Annotated in this window: 8 protein-coding genes and 1 pseudogene; all 9 read right to left on the bottom strand. The window is 66.6% G+C overall.

All coding sequences use genetic code 11. The features are described from left to right. The coding region (locus ELR45_RS19505; RefSeq protein ID WP_240759886.1) for an aldehyde dehydrogenase family protein at positions 1-1,164 on the bottom strand (1,164 nt) is incomplete at its 3' end. Between the two features lie 103 nt (positions 1,165-1,267). Continuing rightward, on the bottom strand, positions 1,268-2,083 hold the full coding sequence (locus ELR45_RS19510; protein ID WP_129667858.1) for a DNA-binding protein: 816 nt from the start codon (positions 2,081-2,083) through the stop codon (positions 1,268-1,270). Between the two features lie 81 nt (positions 2,084-2,164). After that, the gene (locus ELR45_RS19515) at positions 2,165-2,926 is read right to left on the bottom strand and encodes an SDR family NAD(P)-dependent oxidoreductase (RefSeq protein ID WP_129667859.1); all 762 of its coding nucleotides are present in this window, start codon (positions 2,924-2,926) and stop codon (positions 2,165-2,167) included. Between the two features lie 42 nt (positions 2,927-2,968). Then, positions 2,969-3,967: an acetamidase/formamidase family protein gene (locus tag ELR45_RS19520; RefSeq protein WP_129667860.1), complete on the bottom strand. Its 999-nt coding sequence runs from the start codon at positions 3,965-3,967 to the stop codon at positions 2,969-2,971. Between the two features lie 127 nt (positions 3,968-4,094). Next, positions 4,095-4,643, bottom strand: a complete 549-nt coding sequence (locus ELR45_RS19525; protein WP_129667861.1) for a dihydrofolate reductase family protein — start codon at positions 4,641-4,643, stop codon at positions 4,095-4,097. A gap of 32 nt (positions 4,644-4,675) precedes the next feature. Beyond that, on the bottom strand, positions 4,676-5,215 hold the full coding sequence (locus tag ELR45_RS19530) for a dihydrofolate reductase family protein (protein ID WP_129667862.1): 540 nt from the start codon (positions 5,213-5,215) through the stop codon (positions 4,676-4,678). A 64-nt stretch (positions 5,216-5,279) separates the two neighbouring features. Beyond that, a complete protein-coding gene (locus ELR45_RS19535; protein WP_129667863.1) occupies positions 5,280-5,987 on the bottom strand; it encodes a helix-turn-helix domain-containing protein in 708 nt (235 codons plus the stop codon). 34 nt (positions 5,988-6,021) lie between these two features. Beyond that, on the bottom strand, positions 6,022-6,993 hold the full coding sequence (gene deoC, locus ELR45_RS19540; RefSeq protein ID WP_129667864.1) for a deoxyribose-phosphate aldolase: 972 nt from the start codon (positions 6,991-6,993) through the stop codon (positions 6,022-6,024). A 93-nt stretch (positions 6,994-7,086) separates the two neighbouring features. Next, a pseudogene (locus ELR45_RS19545) lies at positions 7,087-7,870 on the bottom strand (hypothetical protein); the annotation flags it as partial.

A 7,870-nucleotide genomic window follows, 5' to 3' on the forward strand; every position in this document is an offset into this window, starting at 1 on the left:
CTCACGGGCGATCCGATGCGCCTGGGAGACCCCGGTGAAGACCGTCGGCGGGAACCAGAAGCCTCGGTCCGGCAGCTCGCACTCCGGTGACCACCGCTCGGCGCCCTCGGCTTCGCCCACCTCGGAGAGCTCGCGGATGCGGGCCAGCTGCTCGGCGGAGTTGATCGCGCCGACGTCGGTGTTCTTGTCCAGCGGATCGCCGACGCGCAGCGTGCCGAGGCGGCGTTTGAGGCTGGTGAGCACGTCGTCGTACACGGACTCTTGGACCAGCAGCCGGGAGCCGGCGCAGCAGACGTGTCCCTGGTTGAAGAAGATGCCGTTGACGATGCCCTCGATGGCTTGGTCGATCGGCGCGTCGTCGAAGACGATGTTCGCCGCTTTGCCGCCGAGTTCCAGCGTGGCCTTCTTCGGGGTGCCGGCCACGCTGCGTGCGATCGCCTTGCCGACATCGGTGGACCCGGTGAACGCCACCTTGTCGACGTCCGGGTGCTGCACCAGCATCCGTCCGGACTCGCCGGCACCGGTCAGGATGTTCACCACCCCAGGTGGCAGGTCTGCCTGCTGGCAGATCTCGGCGAAGAGCAGCGCGGTCAGGGGAGTGGTCTCGGCCGGCTTGAGGACCACGGTGTTCCCGGTCGCCAGGGCCGGCGCGATCTTCCACGCGAGCATCAGCATCGGGAAGTTCCACGGGATGATCTGCCCGGCGACACCGTACGGCCGTGGATCGGGCCCGAAGCCCGCATAGCTGAGCTTGTCCGCCCAGCCCGCGTAGTAGAAGAAGTGGGCGGCGACCAGCGGGATGTCCACGTCGCGGGACTCGCGGATCGGTTTGCCGTTGTCGAGCGACTCCAAGACGGCCAGCTCGCGGGCGCGCTCTTGGATGATCCGGGCGATGCGGAAAAGATACTTGCCGCGGTCCCGGCCGGACAGCTTCGACCAGGTCTGGGTGTAGGCCTTGCGAGCGGCCTTCACCGCGGCGTCGACGTCCGCCTCACCGGCCTCCGCGATGTCCGCGAGGACCTCTTCGTTGGACGGGTTGATCGACTTGAACGACGTACCGCCGGCCGGATCGACGAACTCACCGCCGATGAACAGCCCGTAGGAGCTTCTGATGTCGACGACGGCGCGCGACTCCGGTGCCGGCGCGTACTCGAACTTCGCCATAGCACCCCAGGCTACCGGCGTCGCCGCCCAAGCGTGAGACCTGGACGCCGCGGATCAGGGCTCCGTCGGCATGCAAGGGACGCCGGCCATCACGGGTACGTGATCAGAGTTGTGGTACGACGATCTCTGCGATCCTGGCTCCCTTTTCGAGCATGGCCCGGTCTGCATCTCCCTCCATCCAGATGATCATCGCCACAAACGAGTTGCGTCCGGTGGGTCGGGCGAGACCGATAGCGCTGTGCTCACCGCCGGATATCGATCCGTACCGGGCGATGCCGCCCCAGCCGAGGAGCTGCTCGCTGCTGTACCGGCCCCACAGATGGACGGTCTGTTCGTCGAAGAACTCGTTTATACCCTTGCTCAGTGGCGCGTAATAGGCCTGGACCGACGCGACGGGCACTCCGTCCACATCGAATAGACACTCCGACTCCGGGGCCTCGGGCTGCACGTCGGTGGTGACCGCAACGCCCAGCGCAGTGCTCATCTCGGCGGGACTGATGAGGTCGCACATCCTCTCGGGCGCACCCTCGAGGTGAGCGGAACCATCGTCGCCATCGCCCTGGTCGCTGCCAGGCTGATCTTGCCTGTCGGTGGATTCGTCGCCGTGCTCGGCACCAGCCGACGGATCTGAGAGCTCTGCCTCTTCGAGCATCTTGTCGATCTCGGCTCGCTGTTCCTCGGTGAGTCCTTCGAGGCCTTGTTCTGCCAGCTCAACAAGTTCTTCCTGAGAGAGCCCGGAGATGTCCTCGGGGAGGTCCCCCGGCTGCTGCTGGTCTCCGGCTCCGCCCTGTTCGCTGGCGGATCCGCCACCGAGGATGGAGTTGAAGTCCTCCCCATCGTCACTACAGCCGACGAGCGCGAAGGCGCCGATGGTGAGCAGAGTCAAAATGTGGCGTGGTCTCAATGTGATCTTTGGCATCGGGCGCACGTTATCGGGCGACACTACATTTTCGGGCACACCCTTTGCGGCATGAGCTTGTGACATGCCTAGCTCTTTGCGTCAGAGCTGGACGCCGCGGGTCAGGGCGCCGTCGGCGACGAGGTTCGTCCCGGTGATGAACGACGCACGTGGGCTGGCGAGCACCGTGATCGCGTAGGCCATCTCGTCTGGTCTGGCCATCCGTCCCGTGGGGTTCAGAGCGAGCGCCTCGTCGTACAGCTCTCGGTTGCCGTCCTTGATCTGGTTCCAGACGCCGCCCTCGAAGAACGTGTTGCCTGGCGACACGCTGTTCGCCCGGATACCCTTCGGCGCCAGCTGGAATGCGAGGCTCTGCGCGTAGTGGATGATCGCGGCCTTCATGGGGCCGTACGCGGGCGCCGCGAAGTCCACTTCGCGGCCGGACACACTGGACACCGCCACGATCGAAGCAGACGTGCTGCGCTCGAGATAGGGCATGGCGGCGTTCACCGTGCGGACCGTGTGCATCAAGTCGACTTCGAAGCTACTCTGCCAGTTCTCTTCCTCCGGACCGATCGAGAGCGCGCTGACGTTGGCCACGACGATGTCGACTCCGCCCAGCTCAGCGGCGGAACGTTCCACCCATCCGGCCAGTGCGCTGCCGTCGCGAACGTCCACCGATTCGCCGAATACCTGGCGTCCCGACGCTTCGAACTCCCGGGCCGCGCTTTTGACATCGCTCTCGGTCCGCGCGCAGAAAGACACGGAGGCACCCTCACCAGCGAGCATCTCGACGGTGGCCCGCCCAATGCCCTTGGTGCCGCCGGTGACCAGTGCCTTCTTTCCGGACAGTTGCAGGTCCATCGCGCATCTCCTCGTCGTGGGGAAGTGGGCGGTTCCGGGTCGTCACAACGTGGCGGCATGGCCCCGCAGATGCCGGTGCATGCCGTCGTACGCGTCGCCTATCGGCAGGAGCCGCTTGGCGACCTTGGTCACCGCGCTGTAGTTGGCGTCGACGACGTTGGCGAGCGGAGACTCGCTGATCTGCGTGAGCAGCTGGTAGGCGTCGAGCCGGTCGAGCCCGTACAGCTCGCCCAGCCACGCGATCATGCCGGCCTGGCTGGCCCGCCACGCATCCTCGAGCGGGCGAGACGACGCGACGACGATGTAGTGGTCATCGTGCTCGATCCGCGGCCACACCGGAGCATGCCCCTTGATGAGCTCCACGATGAGGGTCACGTTCATCGCGCCCTCCACGGCGGTGCCGCACGACTCGCCCTCGCCTTGCCGATAGTGCCCGTCGCCGACGGAGAACATCGCGCCTTCGACGTTCACCCCTAGGTAGCAGGTGGACCCGGCACGCATCTCGGGCGTGTCCATGTTGCCCCCGAACATATCCGGGACCAGCGACGTGCGTACCTCCCGGCCACCGGGGGCGACACCGACGGTGCCGAGCATCGGCGCCACCGGCAGGTCCAGCTGGAGCTCCCCGCGTAGCGCCTCGAACCGCACGGTCTGGCGCTCCCGGTCCAGCTGGTATATCCAGGTCAGCTCCGGCAACGCCTCCTGCAGCGTGACGGTGCGGTCGGTGCTGGTGAGGCCGCCGAAGAACGGGATCGTCGCGGACGCCGCCCAGTCCCTGGCCGGTTCCAGGCCGACGATATGCAGGGCGAGCGTGTCACCTGGCTCGGCGCCCTCGACGTAGAACGGCCCGGTCTGTGGATTGACCTCGCGCATGTCCAGCTTCTCGCTGGGCCGGTCCGAAGAGCTCTGCAACCGACCGCTGAAGGCGTCTTCCGTCCACAGCCGCATCAGCGTCCCAGGCGTCACCTTGCGTATCGGTGGAACACCGCCGAACGTCCAGGCGTACTGCTCGCGCTCTGGGGTGAACTCGACAACCTCCATGATGACTCCTCGCAGCCCTGGATCACGCGGATCGTCTCAACGAGGATATACGGCTACAACCACCGTTCGGGTGTCCTCGCGGGTGTCCATGGGATGTGCCGCGCGGTACCCGTGGGAGGAGGTGGCCTCACGCCTGCGGTCGATACGTCAGGTAGAGCACACCGTTCTCGTACGACTCGCAGCCCACAAGCGACATGGTGCCGGGTTCGGCGCCCTCCGCGAAGAGCCGCGGACCGGACCCGCGGGTGAGCGGATAGACGAACAGATGCAACTCGTCGACCAAGCCGTCCGCGAGCATCGCTCGGACCAGTGTGCCGCTGGCGCTGGTGAAGATGTCGCCGCCGGCCTCTTCCTTCAGGGTCTGGATCACGGTGGGATCGTATTGGCCGATGATCTTCGAGTTTCTCCACGTCGTAGTCGTGAGCGTCGCCGAGACGACGTACTTGGCCGTGTCGTTGAAGAACGGGGCCAATGCGTCGTCGTCCGCGGTCCGCGTCGACCACGACGGTTCGAACATCTCGTAGGTCGTGCGCCCGAGCAGGATGGCTCGGCACCGTTCCGTGACCGCGTCCAGAACCTCTTCCATCCTGGGGTCGAAGTCGTAGCCGGACGTCCACGAGGGTTCGTCGATCACTCCATCGAGAGTCATGAACTCGTGTACGTGTAGTGCTCCCATCGATTTCCTCCGTGGTGATGCTGCGACAGTGGTCAGCGGGTAGCCGGGGCGTAGACCAGGTGCAGGACGCCGGTCTTGAATGTCGTCGAGCTAACGAGGTCGAGCGGGACCTTCGCGCCGTCGGCGAACAGCTTCTTGCCGCCGCCGACCACGACCGGGTGCACCAGCAGGTGCAGTTCGTCGATCAGACCCGCCTCGAGCATCCAGCGGACCAGGGTGGCGCTGCCCGTCGTGCCCAGCCGGATGTCCTGCTTGAGCGCGGTCAGCTCGGCCGTGATGTCACCGCTGATGACGCTCGAGTTCTGCCACGTCGCCTCGGTGAGCGTGTTCGACACGACGTACTTGCGGGCGTCGTTCATCTGCGCGGTGAGCGGGTCGGCGGGGTCGGCATCCGGCCAGTAGCCGGCGAACTCGTCGTACGTCTGCCGGCCCAGGAGAGTGGCGTCGGTCTCGCCCATCAGCGTGCCGACGACCTCTCCCATCTCCTCATCGAAGTAATCGAAGTGCCACGTCTCGGGCGCTTCGATGACGCCGTCGAGCGAGATGAAGAGGGTGGACGTGATCGATCCCATGCGTGTCTCCTTGATGTGTCTCGGTGCGGGGCTGACGCCGCGTCACGCTCACTGTAGGGATCGATCACCTTTCCGTCTTGTACAGAAGCGACAGCGGCTCCGCTCCGTCCTGCCGCTGTAGCTGGGTAGCCGTGCGGCCGATGAAACGCGCGAGCGACCTCGACAGGTGCGGCTGGTCGTAGTAGCCGAGCCGCCGCACGACATCAAGCGGCGACGTGCCCTCGCCGAGCAGGATTGCCGCCTGACGGGCACGCTCGATCTGGCGGATCGCGCTCTGGGTGAGACCGGTCGACGCCGCGACCCGACGTTGCACCGAGCGTGCGCCGGTCTTGGGCAGCTCGCCGGCGACGACGTCGTCGACGACCGGGTCGCGCACGAGCACCCCCTCGCGTACCAGCCGCGCCACGAATTCCTCGGCGTTCTCGAAGTCAGGGACCTCCCACTCGTTGCCCCGGAGCACGAAGGTCTCTGCGGTGACGTGGGGACTCTCCAGCTGCGCGTCGACCAGTTGTCGTGCCGGCAGATGCGGTATTGACGTTCCATGCGAGAAACTGATGCCGAACGAGTGCGAGTCGTCGGGCACATCGGCGATGCTTGCCACGGTCTCCGGCCCACGGAGGGCGACGTGCGGGAGGCCGTGGTGCTCCCAGAAGACGATCTCCCAGTTGGACACAGCCACCGATGTCATCTGCTCGACACCGGTGGCATAGCCGCGCCAGACGCGCGCGATGTACGGCGAGTCCGACGGACGGTCCTCGGACTCTAGTGCCATCCCGCCTCCTCGTGGGGCAAAGCCGCGTCCGGGACTAGTCGAGCGTGAAGTAGTCGGGGCCGGCGTAGCGGCCGGTCTTCAGCTTCTGCCGCTGCATGAGCAGGTCGTTGAGCAGGCTCGACGCGCCGATGCGGAACCAGTCCGGGCTGAGCCAGTCCTCGCCCGTGGTCTCGTTGACCAGCACCAGGTACCGGATTGCGTCCTTGCTGGTCCGAATGCCACCGGCTGGTTTGACGCCCACCTGTCGACCGGTGGCGGCGCGGAAGTCGCGGACCGCCTCGAGCATCACCAGTGTGACCGGCAGCGTCGCCGCCGGGGCGACCTTGCCGGTGCTGGTCTTGATGAAGTCGGCGCCGGCCAGCATGGCCAGCCAGGAGGCGCGGCGGACGCTGTCATATGTGGCGAGCTCACCGGTCTCCAGGATCACCTTGAGGTGCGCGCCTGGTCCGTCGGCGCCGGCACAGGCCTCCTTGACCGCGACGATCTCCTCGAAGACCTGGCCGTACCGGCCGGCGAGGAAGGCGCCGCGGTCGATGACCATGTCCACCTCGTCGGCACCGGCACCGGCACCGACCGCGTCGCGAGTATCCGCCTGCTTGACGGACAGGCTGGTGCGGCCGGAGGGAAACGCGGTCGCCACGCTGGCGACCTTGACACCGCTACTGCCGAGGGCCTCCTTGGCGGTAGCGACCAGGTCGGGATAGACGCAGATGGCGGCGACCTGCGGCACGTTCGAATCGGTAGGGTCCGGGCGTTGCGCCTTCGAGCACAGGGCCCGGACCTTGCCGGGCGTGTCCTGCCCCTCGAGGGTGGTCAGGTCGATCATGGAGATCGCCAGGTCGATCGCGAACTCTTTGGCCGTCGTCTTGATCGACCGCGTGCTCAGCGTCGCGGCCCGGGCTTCGGCCCCGACCTGGTCCACGTTCGGCAGTCCATGCAGGAACCGGCGCAGCGACGCCTCCGACGACGTGACGTCGGCCAGCCGCGCATCTTCGAGCACCGTCATCTACCCGAGTCTAGGCTGTCCGCACCACCCATGAAGTCCGTGCACCGTTCCGTCCTCGCGAAGGCGCCTGTCCCACGCCGCGAGAGCTCGCGGTCAGATCCGTGGCAGCACGAGTTCGGCGATCGTCGCGCCGGTGTCCAGCATGCTCTCGCTCGGCTCGCCGTACATCCACATGAACAGCAGCACGACGGAGTCCGACCTGTGCTCGGCGACTGCGATGGCGCCGTACGTGCCGTCCGAGACCGAGCCGTACCGGGCGGCGTCGCCCCAGCCGTACAGCTGGTCGCTGTAGTCCCACAGATCCGCCGTCTGCTCTTCGATGTATAAGGCCGGGTCGGTGTTCACGAGGCCGTAGTAGGCCTGGACGGACGCGACCGCTTCCCCGTCGACGTCGAACAAGCACTCCTCTGACGGGTACTCGGCCTCGAGGGTGTTGGTGACTTCGAAGCCCAGCATGCCGCTCATCTCGGCGGTGGGGATGACGTCGCACATGTAGGCCGGTGGGTTACCCGGCTGCCTGGACTCTTCCAGCTCACCGCTCCCGGTGTCGTCGTTCGGGTCGGTGAACTCCGCGTCCGTGGAGTCGTCCGACCCGCCGTCGCCGTCGTCGGCCCCGATCTCGGCGCCGGCCGACAGGTCGGGATTCTCCGCCTCATCGAGCAGATCGGACATGTCGGGCATCTCTTCGAGCAGCTTCTCGATCTCTGCGCGCTCTTCGTCGGTGAGCCCGTCGAGGCCCTGGGCCAGCTCGGCCAACTCCTCGTCCGAGAGCTCGGACAGGTCCTCAGGAACGCCCTCGGCGAGTTCGCTGCCTTCGGACCGCTCGCCGCCGGACTCGTCACCGCTGGACTCTCCACCGCCGAAAATGGAGCCGAAA

This window comes from Phytoactinopolyspora endophytica (genome assembly GCF_004138495.1).
Lineage (GTDB): Bacteria > Actinomycetota > Actinomycetes > Jiangellales > Jiangellaceae > Phytoactinopolyspora > Phytoactinopolyspora endophytica.